Raw genomic sequence first — 16244 nt, 5'->3', positions numbered from 1 at the left:
ATGGCCCAATCATTCCAACCCGATAACGTTCTATTGTCCGACACTTTAGGACGTGAAGTATCCGCCCAACCGTTCACCAACGCCTTTTTAAATCAACTCGTTAGTACATCCAAGCTGATCCAACTAGGCGAACGCGTGGACATGGGCAATCAACGAATTGTCCGTCGTAATGGTGGCATTGGAGAATTGTCTGATGCTTACTTTGTCGACGAAGGCGAAAAAATCTCAACTGCAAAAGTTGAAGGCAGCGACTACATTTTAGAAACCAAGAAAATTGGGGTCATCCTTCCCGTTTCGGAAGAGTTTCTAAATTACACCTGGAGCCAATATTTCAGTCAAATTGTGCCGGTCATTGCAGATAAGTTCAATAAGAAAATTGATGGGGCGGCGTTCTTAGGCCTCCACAACAATCCATTTGGTAATTCTGTTTTAGCCCAAGCGCAAGCTTCCGGTAATATTGTGGCGGGTGACTTGACCGCTGAAAACATCTTTGACTTAGGTGCTACCACTCCAAACGAACCAACCGCTTTTGTTGGTCACCGTACCCTAAATCGTGGACTTAGAACACTTACAGATACTGACAGTGTTAACGGTCAATTTATCTTTGAGCGCCCAACTAGTCAGAATGGTATTGGTGTCTTGGATAGCTTGCCTTACCACGCTCTACAACTATCTAAAGGAGAAGACTACCCTGAAGGTACTCTTCTTACTGGTAACTTTAATGGATTGAAATACGGCGTGCCAAATGGGGCCAGCTTACGCCTTAAAATTGCGGACCAAGCGACTCTATCTACCGTTCAAAATGCTGATAATGAAAGCCTAGGCGATGTTCACCTCTTTGAACAAGACTTGCAAGCTCTAAGAGCTGTCTTTGAAATTGCTGTTGCAATTCCAGAAGGTGCGAAAGACTTTGCTGTTCTTCAACCTCAAGCATCTTTAGGCTCAAGCCAAGGTGAAGCGGGGGAGTAAAGCCGGGGACCCCTGAAGCCCCGTTAGACTACCGAGGCAACACTATTCCGCAACTGAAAGAAATATTAGATGATCGTGGTGTAGATTATCCAGCCAACGCCCGCAAGGATAATTTAATAGACCTGGCCCAAGGGAGTGAAGATTAATGCTTCAAAAGCTCCAACGTCGTTTAGGGATTTCCGATGACTCGCCAGATTTAGAGGTTCTGAAAGATGTCTTAGAAGATGCTCAAAACGCGTTTAAAGTCATCACAGGGACAAATACGATCGATGAAAAATATAATTTCATGGTAGTGCAAGTCGCTGCTAAACTTTACAACCGCAGAGGATCCGAAGGCATGGAAAGCGAGAATGTAGATGGCTACAGCGTAAAATATGTAGCGGGTCTGTATGATGAGTTTTGGCCTATCCTGGAACGCGATTTCAAATTGAATGAAGAACCATCCGGCCAAGAACGACAAGGGCGGGTGGTCTTTTATTAAAACACCAAACATGATTGAACTGGTCTTAGGTGACGATCAACCGGCTGAATTCAACCCGGTGACAGGCGAATACGATGAGCCAAAACCCGACACCCGCCACGTACCTTGCTTGGCCAATTACGTCACGCAAGAAGTCGTGTATGAGCAATATGGCAATCGTCAAGATCGTATTTTAGTGGCTCGCTTTTTGCAAGAGCAACCGCCTTTTTCCAAAGCCTTTTACGACGGCCGGAGTTTTAAGCCGATTGAAGCCATTGACGCACCCGTGAAAGGGTCCGTTCGCTTGAAGGAGGTTTCGCCATGAAGATCGAAATGGATCTGAAAGGGGCCGATGAACTCATTAACATCCTCGATCAAGCTGGCGGGAAAGCAGCAAAGCAAGCCAACCAAGTGATAAAGAATAACGCTGAAAAAGGCATGGCGATTGCCAAACAAAAAGCCCCCGTGGATACGAGGTTCTTGAAAGAAAATATCGTGACTGAATACCAACCTAAGGAAGCGATCATCCACGCGCGAGCAGGTTACTCAGGTTACCAAGAATTCGGGACTCGCTTTATGTCTGCTCAGCCTTTCATGCGGCCCATGATGACTGAATTGCAACCTATTCTACTAAAAGACTTGATGGATGTAATGAGAGGGGCGTTTGCATGACACCTGCTAATGCTGTTTTTCGTTATGTATTTGCCACAGCGCAGGACATAACGGACAACGTTTATGACTACTTGCCGGATGCTAGCGCGCATTATCCTTTCATTTACATTGGCGAAGATGAAAGTGATCATCAGTTCAATACTGATCGTGTGGAAGATGTAGAGCAAACTGTTCATCTTTGGGGCAAGCGTACTGATCGTAACCAGCTAGATTACTGGTTAGAAGCTTTGGCTGACAAGCTAAAACATCCACGCTTGGCTTTTGCTTATACCTTAAATCCGCTTGATCATGCACATTCAACGATACCAGACAATACAACAGGAGAACCGCTATTGCATCATGTGTTAGCGGTTCGTTTTCGTGTTATTGAAAATAAAGGAGAATAGATATGGACCAATTAATTTCAGGTAAGAATGTTTTAGTCTTTTTAAGACCATACAAAAACCGTGACGAAGAAGATGGCACCCGGATTCGTTTCCAATCAGAAGTTTCTCTATCAGAAGAAACAGACGTGGAAGGAACTGCTACCACTGACGGTATTTTCAATACTGTTTCGGATGGCGAAAGCACTATTGAGTTTAACTCACTTGCTTACATTTCCGACAAAGAAACAACCGAAAGTTGGCACCAACTGAAACGCTACCGTCGAAACCAAGAATATATGGAAGCTTGGATTGTGTATAATGTTGGCGAATACCAACGGGCAGAATACGCAACGGGCTACCTAAATTCTTTTGAATTATCCGCTGACGCAGAAGGACAGGTTGAATTGTCTTATTCATTTACTATTGATGGTAACCCAATTGAAGGTGTCGAAAGCTTGACCCAAGAGCAATTACAACTGGTCAACAGCGATCGCGAATATCGTTCTGTAGTCGGTAATGAGACCGATACTTCTGATGGTCAGAATGATGAAACAGACATCCCTACTATTCCAGGCCAATAAAGCATAGGAGGACAAGATGAAGGTTACCGTAAACAATAAAGATTACGATTTATACTTTGGCTTAGATTTCTTAGACGAAATTGAGCGTAAACACTCGCCGACCATGGAAGCAGAAGGCCAAGAATTTAAGATCGGAACTGGTGGACTCCCAATTTTAGAAGCTAAGATGAATCAATACAGCCAATCTGCTTTAGCTGATGTTTTGGTAGCAGGCACCACTACCGGCCCTAAAAAGTTGAACCGCCGTGAGATTGAAACGCACTTTAATAATTTATCTGATGATGAATTCTTTCAGTTTTATGATGATATTCTAGAAGAAATGGGAAAGAATTCAACCTTGAGACGAGCCGAAAAAGCACAACAAAGACTCAATCAAGCGAACAACCGCAGCGGAGCATAAAAGAGTTGAAGGCCATTCTCATGGCCCGTCATAATCTCTCTCCTGTGGAAGCTGGACGTACAACACTAAAGGAGTTTGAAGTATACGCGCTTAGTTATAGCTTAAAGATGCAAGAATGGCGCTATCGTGCTTCCTTCCTTGCGTGGCAAAATCAAGCCGTACAAGCGACCAAAGGAAAAGGCAAAAATGTCCGGCCGGCTTTCAAGAAGTTTGAAGATTTTTACAATTACTCTAAAGACTTTGAGCAGGTCTTTGACCCGCCAGAATCAACTGAACCAAAACAAACGGAAAGCTTGGCGGACTTGAATATGAAATTAAACGCGAAAGGAAGGGGGTAACCAATGGCCTTTGGAAATAGTTTTGATATCCAAGCTGTTTTAAGTGCTAAAACTGGCTCTTTTAATCAAGCCATGAAAGGTGCTTCTAATGCCATAAAAGGCCTAAAGAATGAAGCAAACAGTTTAACCAGTATTGGTAATGCTGTATCAAGCGTTGGGAAAGCCTTGACCACTGGCATTACGGTGCCAGTAGCTGGTGCAATTGGTGCCAGTGTAGCCTTGGGGTCCTCCTTCGAAGAACAGATGTCCACAGTTGGGGCTGTCACTAATGCTTCCGCTTCTGAAATGGAAGCTTTGGAAAATTCGGCTCGTCAGATGGGACAAACAACCCGTTATAGTGCAACTGAAGCAGCAGGCGCACAAGAAAACTTAGCACGTGCTGGTTTTAATACGAGTGAAATTATGGATGCTTTAGGATCTACCTTAGACCTTGCGACATCTGGGGCTATTTCACTGGATGAAGCTTCTGGCATTACTGCTCGGACTATTCGGGGGTTCGGTTTAGAAGCTTCTGATGCATCCCGTGTGGCGGATGTTCTTGCTAAAACTGCTGCTGATTCTAATACAACTGTTTCTGGCTTAGGCGAAACCTTTAAGTATGTTGCCCCCGTTGCTTCAAGTCTTGGTTTAAACTTTGAAGAAGTTGCTGCGGCTGCAGGTATTATGGGGGATGCTGGTATTGATGCAAGCCAAGCTGGAAATGTCTTACGGCGTGGATTAATTAACTTAGCAAACCCGACTTCTCAGCAAAAAGCTTTAATGGATGAATTAGGTCTTTCCTTCTTTGACGCAAATGGTCAAATGAAACCGATGAAAGAAATTGTGGGAGAGCTAGAAACTGGCCTAGCTGGCATGTCGGACGAACAGAAAACAGCTGCTTTAGCAACTTTATTCGGAGCGCAAGCTGTTACTGGTTGGACCGCATTGGTAAATGCTGGTTCTGATGCTTTAGGTGAATTTCAAAATGAACTTGAAAATTCTACTGGATTCGCGGAGGAATTTGCTCGTCAAGTAGAAGATAATCTAGCGGGGTCTTTTAGAGAGTTTAAATCATCCTTGGGTGAAGTTGCTCTAACCATATTTGATTTAATCAAAGGATCTTTAAGAAGTTTAATTGATAGTGCAACAGAAGCACTAGATGCTTTTCTTGACCTTGACGAAGGAACTCAAAAAAACATTGTCAAAATGGCCGGTTTAGCGGCTGCTATTGGGCCAGTTCTTTGGCTATTAGGGAAGCTTTTAATTGTTCTTCCACACTTATCCGCCGGCTTTGGCATCGTTAAAGGCGGAGTGATGAAATTAGCCGGAGCCTTTCAAGCCGGTGGCGTAATGAGTGGCTTGCTTACTAAAGCACTGGGGCTATTAAAAGCGGCATTCGCTTTCTTAACTAGTCCAGTTGGCATTGCTGTTGCTGCTATTGCTGTTTTTATTGGTGTCTTGATCTATCTTTACCATACAAATGAAACAGTAAGAGACTTTATTGATACTGCTTGGAACGCCATTAAAGACACTATCGGCAATGCAATTGAAGCAATTAGTAGTTTTATCCGCGATATTTGGGGAGCTGTTTCCGATTGGTACATGGAAAACCAGGAAACCATTCGCCAAGTAACTGAAACAGTGTGGAACGCTATTAAAGCAGTGTTCGAAGCGGTATGGACAGCTATTACCGCTATTTTCCAAGCCGCTTTAGCTGTTATTGTCCCGCTAGTTAAAGGCGCTTGGGAAGTTCTCAAGACTATCACTAGCGTTGTTTGGTCCAAGATCAAAGGAATTATTGAAATTGCCTTAACACTTGTCCTCGGTATCATTACCACTATTATGCACATTATCAATGGCGATTGGGAAGCGGCTTGGGAAACCATCAAAGAAACAGCCAAACGGATTTGGGAAATCATTAGAGAAAAAGCTAATGAAATCTTTGAAAAAATAGCTGATTTGATTAGTCGCGCTTGGGAATTTGTCAAAGAAAAAACATCTGAAATATGGAACGGCATTAAAGAATGGTTGTCCGAGAAATGGGAAAGCCTGAAGACCAAAGTTATCGAGGTCTTTACAGCTATCAAGGATAAAATAAATGAAGCGTGGACCAAGGTAAAAGAGAAGACATCTGAAATTTGGACTAACATTACTGAATGGCTATCTGATAAATGGAATAGCATAAAAACTAAAGTCCAGGAAATCTTTACAGCAATTAAAGAAAAAATTGTAGAAGTTTGGACTAATGTTAAAACAAAAACCAACGAGATTTGGACCAACATTAAAAACTGGTTGTCCGAAAAATGGGAAAGTATCAAGGCAAAAGTAACAGAAGTCTTTACTGCTATAAAAGATAAGATTAGCGAGATATGGACTAACGTTAAAGAGAAGACTTCAGAAGTCTGGAATAACATTAAAGATACCTTATCTAGCTTATGGGATAGCTTAAAATCAAAAGTCAGCGATGTTTTCACTGCTATGAAAGAAAAGATTGTCGAAATTTGGAATAATGTCAAATCCAAAACATCTGAAATTTGGACCAGCATTCAAAACTGGCTTTCGGATAAATGGGAAAGTATCAAAAATAAAGTATCAGACGTTTTCAACGCAATCAAAGAGAAAATTACAGAGATCTGGAATAACGTTAAAAGCAAAACATCTGAAGTTTGGAACAGTATTAAAAGCACCATTACTCAACTTGTTAATGCTATCAAGTCAACTATAACAAGTGTGTTTAATGCTATAAAATCTGTTATTACCAACATTTGGAATAATATTAAATCTATTACCTCACAAGTTTGGAATAATATTAAATCAACGATTAACCAGATTGTGAATAGTATTAAATCAACGATTACCCAAGTATTCAATTCCATTAAATCGACTGTTACAACGATTTGGAATAATATCAAATCCATCACTTCACAGGTCTGGAATAGCATTAAATCTACCATCACCTCTATCCTCAATCAGATTAAAAATACCTTTAGCAATATCTTCAACAGTTTCAAAGGGATTGTATCGAGAACCTTTAACCAAGTTAAATCAGCGGTATCAAACGGCATGCAAAACGCGCTTAGCGCCGTAAAAAGTTTCTTCGGCAGTTTTAAAGATGCTGGGAAAAATATTATTAAAAGTATAGCTGATGGTATTAAAGGCGCTGCTGGTTTAGTTGTCGATGGTATTAAAGGTGTCTTGAATAAAGCTCGTGATTTGCTCCCGTTCTCCCCTCCTAAAGACAAATCAAGTCCACTAGTGGGAATTGAGAAAAATGGTATTATCAGACAAATCACCAAAGGGATTACTCGTGATGAAGACAAACTAGCTTCCGCAACGTCTAGTGCATTAGATCGTGCGCAGGGCATAATAAACCACCGTCAATTAAACGCTGACCTAGGCTTACGCAACGCTGTGGACAATGCAAATGCTCAAGTTAATAGCCACATCAATCATGAGTTTTCAAACATTGAGTTAGACAAACAGCCTATGCAAGTGAACTTATCGATTGGTGGGCAGAACTTCACAGCTTTTGTCGACAATATTTCTCAAGAACAAGGACGTCAAACCGACCTGGAATTACAATTTTAAAGGAGGCCTAGCATGGACTACACCAGTTTAACCGATCGTTCAACTCAACCAGCGGGCCTATCTTCTGTAGCGCTTAGCCTCAACGGCCAAACCTTAGACCAAGTGATTGAAGGCTATCGAACTTTAAAAGTAAGCGGACGGGAAACGCTCAGTCAAGAGGTTCAGCCTGAAGAGGTTCCAACTGGTACGCTGGTGCTGAACAGCCGCTTACCAGCACGAGAAATAACGGTGACCTACAATTTAAAAGCTGACGATGGAGCCACTCTCCAGCAACGCTTTAAAAAACTAAGAAAGCACTTATCAGGCCGTTTAGTCATCAGCTTCCGCGATGAACCGAAGACATACTACCTTGGTCTGCTAAGCGAAATGGAAGCCCCGCCTGATCATACGAATGATAAAGTGGGAACATTTGTTTTATATTGTCCTGATCCTTACAAGTTTGGCCCAGTTCAAACCACCGACGGAGAAGTTACCATTGATACTTTTTATCCAACCCCGCCTGAACAAATCAAAGTTTCCGTGGCGAACACAACAAATAAATTAGAAGTAACCGATGGCAACTATACTATTACCGCCACAGGAACTTTTAACGGTGGCAATGATGCTATTTTTCGCTTTGATCGTGAGGCTATGACACTGACGGTAGCTGGCGAAGAAGCAACCTATATGATCGATTTAAATAGCGACTTTGAAAATTTTCAACTCACGCAAGGAAACACTGTTCGATGTCCACAAGGATCAGTTGAATTAAAAGTTAGAGAAAGGTGGCTATAAAGTATGGCAATTTACTTCTTTGATCACAATCAAGACTTGCTAAAAATTGTGCCAGATACAGCCACCTTTTCAGCCATTCAAACGCAAGAATTGCCGGATGATGGTGGCCTTTTAAAAGACACCCTAGAAGTTACGGTGCAAGGCAATAAACAACTCACAAACGCCCAATACATGGCCGTGAAGTCTTACCGCGGAAATGAACAGTCTTTTGATATGTATCAAATCGTCAGTGAAACAACCCCAGATTACACAATGAAATTTGTTGGGATTCAGCTGGCAGTGTATGAACTAGAAGGCCAAATCATCAAGGACTATCGTCCACGTGGAAGAAGTTTGAAAGAGGTGCTAGGCAACCTTCTCAAGAACACTGATTGGCAAGCTGGCTATGTAGATGATGGTTTACCAAGCGTTACTACACAGTTTTACTACACCAGTGTTAAGGAAGCCTTAAAGCATGTGCAAAATCTGACCGGCGTGGAGTTTGTGTTTAAAGTTGAAATATCCGGCCAATCCATCACGGACAAGTGGGTTGAGGCTTATCAAGAAATGGGGCAGAAAACTCAAAAACGCTACTCGTACGGGTCCAACGCCTTAACAGTAGTCCGAGAAACCCAACGCGATGAAATCTATACCGCTTTGATTGGACGCGGCAAAGGTGAACAGACATCAAGCGGGGAAGATAATGACGGTGGGCAAGCTGGCTATGGCCGTAAACTAACGTTTGCCGGTGTCGAATGGTCCACCGCAAACGGAGACCCGCTAGACAAACCAAGAGGCCAAATTTACTTAGAAGACCCAACCGCAACCGATCGATTTGGCATCCCGTATATCGAAGGAAGTAAAGCGCCCCGTATTGGGATCGTCGGTTTTGACGACGAGGAAGACCCTGAGCGCTTATTAGAACTCACTTACGAGCAACTAAAAGTGCAATCCCGTCCGAAAGTTCTCTTTAAAGCCACCGTGGCGAACATTGGCGCGACTGGTATTGGGGACACCGTTACCATCCACCGCCATGACTTAGATATTCACTATCAAACACGTGTTCGGAAAGTTGTGCGAGATAAATTAAACGATAATAAAACTCAAGTTGAGTTGGGGGACGTAGTTTATACTCCAAGTACAAAACGACAAGCCAATATTCGCAACATCGAACGAAACGTGTCCGACATTCAAGAAAGTCAAGCTAATCTATCCTATACCCTTCTATCAGCTGATGGCTTCAATAGCATTACTTATGGCAACGTTGAGCCTGAACGCAAGCGAACCGGGGACTTATGGTACCGTGATCACCCTTCTATACCAGGGGAAACTCAACTGCTGATATGGAATGGAGAAGCTTGGGAACTGCTGATTGATGAAGCCGCGATTAACCAAGGGCTAAAAGAAGCAGAACAAAAACTTCAAGCCTTTGAATACAAGTGGTCGCAACTTCAAAAGCGGAATGAAGAAGAATTAGACAATTTTGAAGACTACTTGGCAGGCATTCGGGAAGATATTGATGATCTTGCTGAAAGCGGCATTGACACCGACAAAATAGACAAGGCCATTCGCCAAGCTGGCTTCAATCAACGCCAAATTAATATTATTGAAAAAGAACTAGCGGAAACGTCAGACAGCGCAGAATTGGCGCTTGACATGATTGGAAGCGATGGTATTACTCGATACAGCCGAAACCGCGTGGAAGGCGACACCAGCGGCAGAATCGAGTTCCGTGGCGATCCAATCGAGGTTTATCACAATGGCCCAGGTTTTAAAGCCGGTCAGCTGTATACCATTAGTTTTGACGCCTATTGTGAGCCAATGGATAAAAACACTGTTGTCTTTAACTTGAACGCACCAGATTAGGGAGGCCGTGATGAAGCTTGAAAGAAGTCACCATTAAAATGATACCAACGCAAGACGAATTTCCCGAAGTGACGGACACCACGACAACGACCCCGCATAAGCTAGAAGTTTATCCAGACTATTACCAAACCGAAATTAGGAGCGATTGGTATCAAACGGAAAGGTTACCCGTCAAAGCCTTAGAGGAAATTAACCGCGTGGATGTCAGCTTAGCTTATCGAGAAATATTAGAAGATGATCCAAATAGTGACCGACTCTTTCAATTCTCAACTGATCCAGACCTTATATGGAAGGGGGAAATTTAGATGGTTGAAACGCTAAAAGGACGTGTCAAGCAAGTCACCAAAACCGAAGAAGAATGGTTGGCGAGTGATATTGTCTTACTGGAAGGCGAAATTGGCGTTGCCAGTGACACGCAAGTTATCAAGGTTGGCGATGGTCAGAAGAAATGGAAAGACCTGAAAAGCCATCAAGGGAAGCGAGGGCCGAAAGGCAAGCCGTTTGAGTATGAGGACTTTACACCCGCACAGCTAGCCGCCTTAAAAGGCCCGAAAGGTGACAAAGGCGAAAAGGGTGAACAAGGGGACTCCATTCAATGGGTCCGCCTTGACGACGAAGACCTCCACGTGAAGCTAGAAGGCCAGACTGAACAGAATTTAGGTCGTGTTAAAGGCGAACCGTTTACGTATGAAGATTTTACACCAGCCCAACTGGCTCAACTCCAAGGGCCTGAAGGGGATCGCGGGCCGAAAGGTGAGCGTGGTCCAAGAGGCCCCAAAGGCGAACCCTTTGAATATGACGACCTGACCGAAGAACAAAAAGTTGAAATTTCCAATGCTGGTATAGACCTATCCGAATATGTCAAAGAAGAAGACTTGGACGATTTTGCCACACAATCAGCTTTAGTGGAAGGATTCGCTAGCCTGGATAGTAAGCTTGACGACAAGGCTGATAAAGATCACAATCACAGCCTTTATGACGTGATAGGGTTGCCCAACCAGTTGGATAGTAAAGCTAGTAAGTCCGACTTGGCCAACATTGACATTGGGGCTAGCGCCAGTGACCTAGCACGATTAGAAGCGAAAGTGGATACAAAAGCAACCAAAGCAAGAGCCAATGATGATGGCGAAATTCAGTACTATAATTCAGAAGATTACATCTGGCAAACCGATGATTCGAGCGAACAAGTGGCGCTCAAAGACCACACGCACCCGATTTCAGATATCACCGGCTTACAAACTAGCTTAGACAATAAGGCTAACGTGGACGATATTGACGATTTAGGTATTGATTTAACCAGTTACGCCACAAAATCTGACTTGGCCGGCAAATCTGATAAAGGACACAGCCACAGCCTAAGTGATGTGGTTGGCTTAGAAAATGAATTAGACAAAAAAGTGAACGTCGTTCGTGTTGCAGACGATGGGCGAGTCATTTACCGGAGAAGCGATGAACCCGATGATGATTGGAACTTTTGGAACCATGAAAACAAGGTTGCTTTGAAAGACCACACACATGACATTAGCGATGTGAATGGTTTGACAGTTGAAATAGCGGACAAAGTCGACAGTGTCAAAGTTGATAGCGGCGGTGCGGTTCTCTATCACAGAGCAGGATCATGGTTTGGCAATCCAGATGGGAGTTTAGTTGCTCTTAAAGACCACACGCACAGTATTGCTGACATTTCGGGTTTACAAAACAAAATTGCTGAATTAGAACAAAAAATTAAAGCTTTAGAAAGTAACTCAGGCCAAACACCTCCGCCAGAACCTGCACCAACTGAACCCCATACGGCTGACTATACTACAACGATCCGATCTGAAACGCTCCCGTTAGGCAAAGTAATCTATTTAAATGACCCAGTTAAAGAGCCTAAAGATCAGATTGCCTCAATTGAAATCAATGGCGTATTTATTGACGGTAGTGAAATTGAAGAAATTAGAAACGATGGACGGGACATCGCATTTAAGCAACAGATTGGAACTCTAGGGCTACAGCAAACCAATATAGGTGATGAAGTTATCATCTACCTCAAAGATTAGAAAGGAGGCCACAAGGTGGAGGTTATCGTTGGTAACCAATCTGTTCCTGTTCGAGAAGGGCCAGATGGACGACTCCAAGCGACTTTTCGAGCCACGGAAGAGACGAATCGGGTCATCATCCCCAGTGACTGCATTGGCGCCCTTCACGTGGATGACATCCAGCTAGAAGAAGGCCTTAGAGCCACCCCCTACACAGAGCCGAAAGTGTTTGAAAATGATATTTCCGGTATCTTTAAAGACTTGCGAGATTTGAATTTAAAAATTGACGATACCGAGAATGGCTTACAAACACAAATTAAAATCAATCAATCTGGCTTAGAGCAACAGATTGAGGACACGCAAAAAGGTTTGACTAGTCGACTGATTGCCACGGCCGATATTTGGCAAAACCAATTGGAAGATACAGAACAGAACTTGCGTTCGGCTATGCAACAGACATCTGATAGCTTAATCACCCTCATCGAAGACACCGACGAAGAAAACTTTAGTCAAACCGTCCAACTGGTCAACGGTCTTCAGTCAACAGTCGAAGGGCAGTTGAGAAGCCAACAAACTCAGCTAGAGGGGCTTATTGCTTCCACCGTGGAGAGTGCCACCGGGGCTAACTCACTCATTTGGCAAACATTGGATAGCCACGGCGCTCAAATCACTAGCGCGCAAGGCGATATTAATAGTATAGAACAGCGCGCTGACTCGGCTCACTCCCGCATTTCAGACGTGGAAGGCAATCAATCGCAAATCACGCAAACCGTCGATGCTTTGGATAGTCGGATTAGCAACGTCAACGGCGATGTGTCCCGCTTAACCCAAACCGTTAACGGCTTAAGTTACGATGTCCACAACGCGAACGGAACCCTTAAAACTGAAATCCGAAACCTCGCTGGCCAAATTCAATCGAAAGTTAGTCGGGGTGAAATGGACTCTATCATCCGCAGTTCAGGCGATAGCATTTGGCTCGCAGTCGGCGATCGCGTGGAAAATGCGGCGCAAAACAGCAAGATGAACGGGGAAGACATTGTATCAGAAATTAACCTCTCCCCAAGTGGCGTTCGAATTAGCGGCGAAAACCTCCACGTGTCAGCTCAAACGGTTATTGAGGGTGGCATCATCACAAATGAAATGCTGGCCAACAATATTAGCGCTAATAAATTGACGTCTGGTGAAATTAACGCCAATCAAGTTAGAATTATCAACCTTGATGTCAATAGCTTGACCGGTGACAAGGGACGGTTCGTTCAACTCGGTATTCAAGGCTTGAACCGGAACATTGACTTAAATGGGCAAGGTCTTCACATTTACCGTAACGACGGATCACGGTCTAACCTTTTGTCTGAAAGAGGTATTGAGTTTTGGCGTGATGGTAACGATCACGGCCAAATGAGTACTTTACAATCAATCGATAATAACGGTATTTTTCAAGGGAAATATTCCGTTTCTTTGGCAGCTGAACATACAGCTTATGTTAGTTTAGCTTTTAGTCCACAAGGAAGCGACCAATTCTACCGAGCGCTAGGGGTAGATGGTCAAACAGGTCGTATTATAATGGATAATTTGTATCCCAATTCTGGCGATGAAATGGGATTTAAATTTACTCATACTTTGTCTGATGGTAGAAGAGGACCCACTATTAAAAATAGTTTATCTAACAACAATGACGGGCTTATGCTCACTGATCAAGGAGAAGTTGAGATCTTAGGGGACACCTTGTTATTCAAAACATGGCGCACTAGATCTTCTATAGACGGACAAAGAGGATTGGAACTCGTTGAAGGGGATGTAAGCGGATATAAAGGTTTATTTTTATGGCTTAATAACGCTAACCAAGCAGGTATATTCTTTGCTGATAATGGCTATGTCTTTGTTCGAAATACACAAGGATCATTTAATAGAGTGACTCCAGGCTTCAATTAAGGATGGTTAAAAGTGGAATTAAGAAAAATAGTTGATGTTAATAATTGCTTGAATAAATTGCTAGAGAAAAAGCTGAACCCACAAGTATCGTTCAAAATTATTCGAGCAAAGAAAGACTTAGAACCGTATGTACAAAGCGCGGTTGAATCCCTTCAGAAATATGCTAATGAAATCGATGACCAACCGCAGCAAACTCAAAAACAATTGATCAGCCAGGAAGAAAGTAAAATATTGGACGAAAAGGTAGACTATAGCTTTAAAAAACAATTAGTCCTGGATGACTTACCCGACATTGAAGGCTATGTCATCGAAGGAATTTTACCACTAGTGAAGGAGGAAACTCTCAATGAGTAATTTACAATATGCAAATCCAAACCACAGTCAAGAAGCCCAATTATATATTGACGGACGTCAGATAGCCCGCTTTTCAGCTAGCGTTAATGGAACTAACTTACCGACTTATAACGCTTGGCTAACGCCTGATGTAACCGAAGAAGATTATCAAAAATACCACGAAGAAATTCACGAAGCTTATGTGGAATTTGTCCAACGTCAAGGCGAAAATGAAAGTAAACTGATCGATCGAATTCAAGCCGGAAAATCAAAAGATGCAAAAAGCAATAATAAAGTAAACACAAATTATAAAACTTACTCTCAACCTAGAGGCGAAATTTTCCACGGTGTGGAATTTGGTAAAGATGACACCCCTTCAAAAGAACCTGACCGCCAAGACAAGACTGAAGAAGATGACTAATTCATTTCTGGAGGGAGACATTTGGAAATCGATATCGTGAGCATCGGCACCATTGCTGGCGCAGTTATTGCGATTGTGTCACTCGCAAAATTAGTTGTCGAACCCTTCCGTACAACAATGCGACGAAATGATGAAACCATGTGGACGTTAAAGAAGAGTATTGATGGTTTAGCGAGAGATATGCAAGAAAGTCGAAAAGAAACGGAAAACATGAAAAAAATCATTGACAATCATGAAGTTCGCATTGGCCGGAATGAAGACAATATTATTCGGCATGGTGAACGAATCGAAAAAAACAAAAACAAATTGGAAAATTGAAAGGAGGTGAAACGGTGCGATTAAGTGACCGAACCTATAAAATCCTGAAGTGGCTGATAGCGATCGTGCTACCAGCTTTTATTACGTTTTTAGGCGTTGTATTTGAAGCTGTTGGTATTGCCTATGGAGGAACCATATTAACAATTCTTGCAGCCTTTCAAACTTTCTTAGGCACCATCTTCAAGACTGGCGAGTATCGATACGACAAAGATAAGCAAGAAGAGCGAAAGGAAGATGTTGAATGGTAACCATTAGACAGGACCTTATTCCAAATAAAATTGCGAACAAAGTCATTTTAGGCACCAATAACCGTTGCGAATACATTACGATTCATGAAACAGCGAACACCAGCAACGGGGCTAACGCTGCGATGCATGCTAAATTGCAACGGAACGGGAACAACCGTAGCGCCTCTTGGCATTACCAAGTAGATGACAAAGAAGCCGTTCAATCCTTGCTGGATACAACTTCTGGCATGCATGCTGGAGACGGCGGCAATGGAACAGGAAACCTCCACAGTATTGGTGTGGAAACTTGCGTGAACGCAGATGGAAATTTTGAGAAAACCATTCAAAATTTGGTGGAATTAGTCCAAGAACTCCAAAAGCGGCATAATATTCCAAATGACAAAGTAGTTCAACACAATCATTGGTCTGGAAAAGATTGCCCACGTTTCTTGCGAAATGGTAACAAAGGAATTACTTGGCAGGACTTTAAAAATCGTTTAGCAGGCAAGTCAAGTGGATCCACCACTGTGGAAGAAGACGAGTCGACTGAAGAAAAAGTTTACCGAGTTCAAACTGGTGCTTTTAGAGATAAGAAAAATGCTGAAAAAGAATTGAAAAAAGCCAAAGAAAAATTGGGCGATGCATTCATTACGGAAGGCACTCAAGAAAAAACATCTGGCTTCCCTAAAGAAGTAGCCGGCGCGAAGCTGGTGAAGGAAGAAAATGCGTATTTCAAATCGAACGAAAAGATTAAAGTCAGAAACAAACCTTCTACAAGCGCCAAGCACACCGGCACCCTTCCTAAAGGCGAAAGCATCCACTATTTCGCCGTGTATGAAGGCAACGGATACAAATGGCTCAGATACCACACCGAGAACGGTGTACGCTACTTGCCTTACCGAGAAAGTGGTAAAGGAAACAAAGCGTGGGGAACCTTCCACGACGAACGACCATAAGAATAGGACCAAGGGCAGGGCTTACGAGCCTTGCCTATTTACATAGAAAAGGGGCGGTGTGATCC

General features: G+C 43.0%; 20 protein-coding genes. All 20 read left to right on the top strand.

Annotated elements, in window-relative coordinates; translation table 11 throughout:
- Genes HMPREF9698_RS05715 through HMPREF9698_RS08495 form a run of 20 tightly spaced genes read left to right on the top strand, consistent with a single transcriptional unit; the run spans position 1 to position 16179 of the window.
- Positions 1–969, top strand: coding sequence for a phage major capsid protein (locus tag HMPREF9698_RS05715; protein WP_003778216.1), 969 nt, complete (start codon positions 1–3; stop codon positions 967–969).
- Positions 970–1013: 44 nt separating this feature from the next.
- The gene (locus HMPREF9698_RS09290; RefSeq protein WP_083861006.1) at positions 1014–1115 is read left to right on the top strand and encodes a HeH/LEM domain-containing protein; all 102 of its coding nucleotides are present in this window, start codon (positions 1014–1016) and stop codon (positions 1113–1115) included.
- The gene (locus tag HMPREF9698_RS05710; RefSeq protein ID WP_003778215.1) at positions 1115–1450 is read left to right on the top strand and encodes a phage head-tail connector protein; all 336 of its coding nucleotides are present in this window, start codon (positions 1115–1117) and stop codon (positions 1448–1450) included. Before HMPREF9698_RS09290 ends, HMPREF9698_RS05710 begins: the two co-directional genes overlap by 1 nt.
- A complete protein-coding gene (locus tag HMPREF9698_RS05705) occupies positions 1401–1754 on the top strand; it encodes a hypothetical protein (RefSeq protein ID WP_003778213.1) in 354 nt (117 codons plus the stop codon). Before HMPREF9698_RS05710 ends, HMPREF9698_RS05705 begins: the two co-directional genes overlap by 50 nt.
- Positions 1751–2101: an HK97-gp10 family putative phage morphogenesis protein gene (locus tag HMPREF9698_RS05700; protein WP_003778211.1), complete on the top strand. Its 351-nt coding sequence runs from the start codon at positions 1751–1753 to the stop codon at positions 2099–2101. Before HMPREF9698_RS05705 ends, HMPREF9698_RS05700 begins: the two co-directional genes overlap by 4 nt.
- Complete coding sequence (locus tag HMPREF9698_RS05695) at positions 2098–2487, top strand: hypothetical protein (protein ID WP_003778209.1); 390 nt, start codon at positions 2098–2100, stop codon at positions 2485–2487. Before HMPREF9698_RS05700 ends, HMPREF9698_RS05695 begins: the two co-directional genes overlap by 4 nt.
- 2 nt (positions 2488–2489) lie before the next feature.
- Positions 2490–3047 carry a phage tail tube protein gene (locus HMPREF9698_RS05690; protein WP_003778207.1) on the top strand — a complete coding sequence of 186 codons (558 nt, stop codon included), beginning with the start codon at positions 2490–2492 and terminating at the stop codon, positions 3045–3047.
- A gap of 16 nt (positions 3048–3063) precedes the next feature.
- Positions 3064–3447, top strand: coding sequence for a tail assembly chaperone (locus HMPREF9698_RS05685; protein WP_003778205.1), 384 nt, complete (start codon positions 3064–3066; stop codon positions 3445–3447).
- 20 nt (positions 3448–3467) lie between these two features.
- Positions 3468–3785, top strand: coding sequence for a hypothetical protein (locus tag HMPREF9698_RS05680; protein WP_003778202.1), 318 nt, complete (start codon positions 3468–3470; stop codon positions 3783–3785).
- 3 nt (positions 3786–3788) lie between these two features.
- On the top strand, positions 3789–7352 hold the full coding sequence (locus HMPREF9698_RS05675) for a phage tail tape measure protein (protein WP_003778201.1): 3564 nt from the start codon (positions 3789–3791) through the stop codon (positions 7350–7352).
- A gap of 12 nt (positions 7353–7364) precedes the next feature.
- Positions 7365–8126 carry a distal tail protein Dit gene (locus HMPREF9698_RS05670; protein WP_003778199.1) on the top strand — a complete coding sequence of 254 codons (762 nt, stop codon included), beginning with the start codon at positions 7365–7367 and terminating at the stop codon, positions 8124–8126.
- 3 nt (positions 8127–8129) lie between these two features.
- The gene (locus HMPREF9698_RS08500) at positions 8130–9971 is read left to right on the top strand and encodes a phage tail spike protein (protein ID WP_003778197.1); all 1842 of its coding nucleotides are present in this window, start codon (positions 8130–8132) and stop codon (positions 9969–9971) included.
- A 38-nt stretch (positions 9972–10009) separates the two neighbouring features.
- The gene (locus tag HMPREF9698_RS05660) at positions 10010–10276 is read left to right on the top strand and encodes a hypothetical protein (RefSeq protein ID WP_245530966.1); all 267 of its coding nucleotides are present in this window, start codon (positions 10010–10012) and stop codon (positions 10274–10276) included.
- Positions 10277–12013 carry a hyaluronate lyase N-terminal domain-containing protein gene (locus HMPREF9698_RS05655; RefSeq protein ID WP_003778193.1) on the top strand — a complete coding sequence of 579 codons (1737 nt, stop codon included), beginning with the start codon at positions 10277–10279 and terminating at the stop codon, positions 12011–12013.
- Between the two features lie 15 nt (positions 12014–12028).
- Positions 12029–13924 carry a gp58-like family protein gene (locus HMPREF9698_RS05650; protein ID WP_003778191.1) on the top strand — a complete coding sequence of 632 codons (1896 nt, stop codon included), beginning with the start codon at positions 12029–12031 and terminating at the stop codon, positions 13922–13924.
- A 12-nt stretch (positions 13925–13936) separates the two neighbouring features.
- Positions 13937–14278 carry a hypothetical protein gene (locus tag HMPREF9698_RS05645; RefSeq protein WP_003778188.1) on the top strand — a complete coding sequence of 114 codons (342 nt, stop codon included), beginning with the start codon at positions 13937–13939 and terminating at the stop codon, positions 14276–14278.
- Positions 14271–14678 (top strand): hypothetical protein, encoded by a 408-nt coding sequence (locus tag HMPREF9698_RS05640; RefSeq protein ID WP_003778186.1) that lies wholly within the window; start codon positions 14271–14273, stop codon positions 14676–14678. Before HMPREF9698_RS05645 ends, HMPREF9698_RS05640 begins: the two co-directional genes overlap by 8 nt.
- Before the next feature lie 21 nt (positions 14679–14699).
- A complete protein-coding gene (locus HMPREF9698_RS05635) occupies positions 14700–14996 on the top strand; it encodes a hypothetical protein (protein ID WP_003778184.1) in 297 nt (98 codons plus the stop codon).
- 14 nt (positions 14997–15010) lie between these two features.
- Positions 15011–15244, top strand: a complete 234-nt coding sequence (locus tag HMPREF9698_RS05630) for a phage holin (protein ID WP_003778182.1) — start codon at positions 15011–15013, stop codon at positions 15242–15244.
- Complete coding sequence (locus HMPREF9698_RS08495; RefSeq protein WP_003778180.1) at positions 15238–16179, top strand: N-acetylmuramoyl-L-alanine amidase; 942 nt, start codon at positions 15238–15240, stop codon at positions 16177–16179. Before HMPREF9698_RS05630 ends, HMPREF9698_RS08495 begins: the two co-directional genes overlap by 7 nt.
- Positions 16180–16244 lie beyond the last annotated feature (65 nt).

The organism is Alloiococcus otitis ATCC 51267 (assembly GCF_000315445.1).
Taxonomy (GTDB): Bacteria; Bacillota; Bacilli; order Lactobacillales; family Carnobacteriaceae_A; genus Alloiococcus; species Alloiococcus otitis.
Note: the sequence above shows the minus strand (reverse complement) of the source record. Positions and strands in the feature narration are given on the sequence as shown.

What these genes read in the sequence shown, in the direction of transcription:
- HMPREF9698_RS05715 (WP_003778216.1), top strand. Translation starts at nt 1, where the DNA reads ATGGCCCAATCATTCCAACCCGATAACGTTCTATTGTCCGACACTTTA.
- HMPREF9698_RS05710 (WP_003778215.1), top strand. Translation starts at nt 1,115, where the DNA reads ATGCTTCAAAAGCTCCAACGTCGTTTAGGGATTTCCGATGACTCGCCA.
- HMPREF9698_RS05705 (WP_003778213.1), top strand. Translation starts at nt 1,401, where the DNA reads ATGAAGAACCATCCGGCCAAGAACGACAAGGGCGGGTGGTCTTTTATT.
- HMPREF9698_RS05700 (WP_003778211.1), top strand. Translation starts at nt 1,751, where the DNA reads ATGAAGATCGAAATGGATCTGAAAGGGGCCGATGAACTCATTAACATC.
- HMPREF9698_RS05695 (WP_003778209.1), top strand. Translation starts at nt 2,098, where the DNA reads ATGACACCTGCTAATGCTGTTTTTCGTTATGTATTTGCCACAGCGCAG.
- HMPREF9698_RS05690 (WP_003778207.1), top strand. Translation starts at nt 2,490, where the DNA reads ATGGACCAATTAATTTCAGGTAAGAATGTTTTAGTCTTTTTAAGACCA.
- HMPREF9698_RS05685 (WP_003778205.1), top strand. Translation starts at nt 3,064, where the DNA reads ATGAAGGTTACCGTAAACAATAAAGATTACGATTTATACTTTGGCTTA.
- HMPREF9698_RS05680 (WP_003778202.1), top strand. Translation starts at nt 3,468, where the DNA reads ATGGCCCGTCATAATCTCTCTCCTGTGGAAGCTGGACGTACAACACTA.
- HMPREF9698_RS05675 (WP_003778201.1), top strand. Translation starts at nt 3,789, where the DNA reads ATGGCCTTTGGAAATAGTTTTGATATCCAAGCTGTTTTAAGTGCTAAA.
- HMPREF9698_RS05670 (WP_003778199.1), top strand. Translation starts at nt 7,365, where the DNA reads ATGGACTACACCAGTTTAACCGATCGTTCAACTCAACCAGCGGGCCTA.
- HMPREF9698_RS08500 (WP_003778197.1), top strand. Translation starts at nt 8,130, where the DNA reads ATGGCAATTTACTTCTTTGATCACAATCAAGACTTGCTAAAAATTGTG.
- HMPREF9698_RS05660 (WP_245530966.1), top strand. Translation starts at nt 10,010, where the DNA reads ATGATACCAACGCAAGACGAATTTCCCGAAGTGACGGACACCACGACA.
- HMPREF9698_RS05655 (WP_003778193.1), top strand. Translation starts at nt 10,277, where the DNA reads ATGGTTGAAACGCTAAAAGGACGTGTCAAGCAAGTCACCAAAACCGAA.
- HMPREF9698_RS05640 (WP_003778186.1), top strand. Translation starts at nt 14,271, where the DNA reads ATGAGTAATTTACAATATGCAAATCCAAACCACAGTCAAGAAGCCCAA.
- HMPREF9698_RS08495 (WP_003778180.1), top strand. Translation starts at nt 15,238, where the DNA reads ATGGTAACCATTAGACAGGACCTTATTCCAAATAAAATTGCGAACAAA.